We start from the raw sequence: 3,286 nt of genomic DNA, 5'->3' as shown, positions 1-3,286 counted from the left end.
TGTTGAATGCCAAATTAAATGATAAATAGTTCTTCAATTTATTTTGTTAGAATACAAGGTGAGATAACTGTAATATTCATATTAAATTGTCCTGGCTATTCATATTATTTGCTACGTGAGATAACTAAAAAATGCATCTAAGATGCACTTTTTTTGTTATAGTTTTCAAACACCGATTTGATTCCATATGCAATTCTAAGACTTATATCTAAATCTTCGAACACCTCGTATATTGCCTCTGTATTCCAGAATATATCCGTTGGGTGGGCAAGCCCTATTGTCATATCTCTCATAACGAAACATATTTCCCAGTCAAGTTCATTCTCTATTAAACGACACCATTCACTTCGATTATCAATGACGATATCAAATGAATAATAAACGAACGTTTCCATGCTCCTGATTGTACCAACACATTTGATCTCATCTTTATTTTTATATATATAATCCATTTTCTTATCCCAACTCATTATCATTAAAGGCCATCATGACAGTATCTGTATCTATGACATTCTGATTTCTATTATTGCCTGCCAATAGACTTTTATTGCACAGTTGATTAATCAATCGTGGTACACCATTTGATGCATTTATAATTGCCTCTACAGCACTTGCTTCAAATACCTGTTGATGGCATCCAGCTCCTTTAAGCTTCTCCTGAATATATTTTCGTGATTCCTCTTTGTTAAGATTTTCTATATGATAGTTCATGACTATTCTCTGTTTTAATGGCTCGTGTATCGCTAGATTAAACGTATTATTGAGCTGTGGTAGTCCTGCTAACAGAACGACTGCCTGATCACTTGAATCCATTTCAAAATTAAAGAGTATTTTTAGATCGTTAAGTATTCCATTTCTTAAATAGTTTGCTTCATCGAGAATGATGATCAGTGTCATTCTTTTTTCGATGGTATATCTTTCTATGGCTTTTTGAATGGCCTTGAAATTATCGCTTTTTCGATGATATGCTTCCAGTCCCAATGCTTCTGCCAGTTGTCTATAGAATTCCATCACTGTTAATGTTGACATGGGTATATAGATAACTTTATATGCTGATTGATTAAGACTCTTGACCCAATGCCTTATCATGGTTGTTTTGCCTCGACCTGGCCCTCCAGTTAAGACACCAAATCCTTTTGTCTGTACAAGATAGTTCAATCTGAATATCAGCTCCTTATAATCATTTGTTTCTACTAGGACGTCTTTTGAATTCTTGATGAATGGATTGAATTCCAGTCCATATCTGCTGGTATAGTTCATGTTATTTTTCCTCCGTAAATTTTATTTTATTTCGTTTAACAGTTGCATTTGCTTGTTTGTCAAGCAGATGTATTTCTTCCAGTTCACCTGATTCCTTATCGACGATATAAATTTTGGATAGATCTGGTGAATATCTTAAAAGCAGTTTCTGTCCTGCATATCTGTAATTGACCTCATATTCTTTTTGATCTATCATGATGACGTTATCGTTAGATACTTTTCTCTCTTTTTCTATAAGGAATATTTTGTCTATCTTTTCATCATCATATCTTTGGATGAGTGATGATTCTTCAAAGAATCTATCCTGTGGTGTCTTTTTGTTTAAGGACCTGTGGATGGTTTGATTATATCGTTGTACATACTGCATTAATGACTCCCTCAATTCATCAAGACTCTTATAATCATTCATATGAAGTCCTGACATCCATTGTTCCTTCATCGTTTTAAACCATCTTTCTATCTTTGCCTTTGATGTAGGTGTCCTTACGGCACAGTAATTGATAACTGTTCCCATTCGTGCTGCTAATAATGTCATTTGATTGCATCTGTAATTTGCACCATTGTCGAAGTTAAATATCTTTGGTTTTCCATGCTTCTTTACCGCACTTTTAATGACACTCATCAGATTTATGTAATTATCATTCAGGAATATATCTATGCCAACGATATATCTTGAGGCATCATCTATTAATGCGATAATATATGTTCGCTCTTTTTTTCCATCAATTTTGAGGTATGGTCCTACACTCGAATCCCCACACCAGACTTCATTGATATGTTTTCTTTCATACCTTCGCATATCCTTGTTTTTTGTAGGTGTATCTTCTTTTTTTAGTCGATTGACGACTCTATTAACAGTGGATAAGGATATTTCTTTTGACCTGATGGTACCATTGTCTTTTAGCTTCTGATAAACGAGTGTCGCGGGTAGTCTGGGATATTCCTTAATTAAATAGGATATTTGAGTCATGATATCCTCATCTACCTTTCTATATGTTGCCTTGTCACTTCTTGACTGTGGCTTCAATCCATCAAAGCCATTTTTCATATATGCTCGATACCATCTTGCAATCGTATATGCACTGATCTTATAGTCCTCACCATTTGGATGCTCATATACCCTGGAAGCTGCCTGATTAAAAAATGCTGACTTGGATAAATTATCATCAATTGTCCCAGTGACCAGCGGGGCTATGATTCCATATCGAAATAAAGCGATATCTGTTGATTTTTTTGCGTTCATTTGCCTTGTTCCTCCTTATACAGCTGCCATTGTATATGAAGTTTAAGGTATTCGAAAGCTAGGCTATGTGGGTAAGATTATATAGAATATTTGGTGTGCATTTAATTTGCATAAACTGTCTTTTAAAATGAAAAAAGCACTGAAAAACCAAAGAACTATCTAATTGAATATTTTCAGATAGTAGTCTTTGTTTCCAATGCATCGAATACTGTTTCTTTATGTAAGAAATATTAGATTCATCTATATTTGGGTTCTCAATCATAAGCTGATTTAAATCCTTCATAGTATTTGAGCGAATAATGGATAGAGTGTCATGAAATAGAATTTGACTATAAGGAATAATGATAGATAGTAAAAATGCATGTGTATGATGACAATGCTTACATTTGAATCTTTGGATTTTAAGGGGAATGATGCCATCTGGTGTTTTTATTTTGCGCGTATAAAAGCCATGCTTGATAAGATGTCCTTTGTGATGACATGAACATTCTAGAGAAGCGATATTAAGATCTTCAAGACATTCATTATAAAATGTTTGCATTTTAGAAAAGTTTTGATTGAATGTGTTTGAGTAATAGGTTATCATATAAGTGTTCTTTGAACAGAGGATAAAGACTAGCATTGGCGTGAGAGGCTTTATCCTTTTCCTTTCCAGCTATTATCATACTAAAATAGTCTTATCATTTAAAGTGATTATTTCTTATTCATTCACTTTGATAAGACTTTTTCTTTTATTTTGACTATTTTCTTTATTTTTCTTTTTATTTAATTTGGCATTCAACA

Annotated in this window: 4 protein-coding genes; all 4 read right to left on the bottom strand. The window is 33.4% G+C overall.

Annotated features, from left to right (window positions below):
- Positions 1 to 137: 137 nt before the first annotated feature.
- A complete protein-coding gene (locus tag ACZYT4_RS13925) occupies positions 138 to 395 on the bottom strand; it encodes a hypothetical protein (RefSeq protein WP_158095638.1) in 258 nt (85 codons plus the stop codon).
- Positions 396 to 456: 61 nt separating this feature from the next.
- Positions 457 to 1,260: an ExeA family protein gene (locus tag ACZYT4_RS13920; RefSeq protein ID WP_087246144.1), complete on the bottom strand. Its 804-nt coding sequence runs from the start codon at positions 1,258 to 1,260 to the stop codon at positions 457 to 459.
- A 1-nt stretch (position 1,261) separates the two neighbouring features.
- Positions 1,262 to 2,503, bottom strand: coding sequence for a DDE-type integrase/transposase/recombinase (locus ACZYT4_RS13915; RefSeq protein WP_463786934.1), 1,242 nt, complete (start codon positions 2,501 to 2,503; stop codon positions 1,262 to 1,264).
- 58 nt (positions 2,504 to 2,561) lie between these two features.
- Positions 2,562 to 3,044 carry a DUF6431 domain-containing protein gene (locus ACZYT4_RS13910; RefSeq protein ID WP_463786932.1) on the bottom strand — a complete coding sequence of 161 codons (483 nt, stop codon included), beginning with the start codon at positions 3,042 to 3,044 and terminating at the stop codon, positions 2,562 to 2,564.
- Positions 3,045 to 3,286 lie beyond the last annotated feature (242 nt).

It is taken from the genome of Massilimicrobiota sp. mt181 (assembly GCF_055420065.1).
This window is presented reverse-complemented; position numbering and strand designations above follow the sequence as displayed.

What these genes read in the sequence shown, in the direction of transcription:
- ACZYT4_RS13920 (WP_087246144.1), bottom strand. Translation starts at nt 1,260, where the DNA reads ATGAACTATACCAGCAGATATGGACTGGAATTCAATCCATTCATCAAG.
- ACZYT4_RS13910 (WP_463786932.1), bottom strand. Translation starts at nt 3,044, where the DNA reads ATGCAAACATTTTATAATGAATGTCTTGAAGATCTTAATATCGCTTCT.
- ACZYT4_RS13915 (WP_463786934.1), bottom strand. Translation starts at nt 2,503, where the DNA reads ATGAACGCAAAAAAATCAACAGATATCGCTTTATTTCGATATGGAATC.
- ACZYT4_RS13925 (WP_158095638.1), bottom strand. Translation starts at nt 395, where the DNA reads ATGGAAACGTTCGTTTATTATTCATTTGATATCGTCATTGATAATCGA.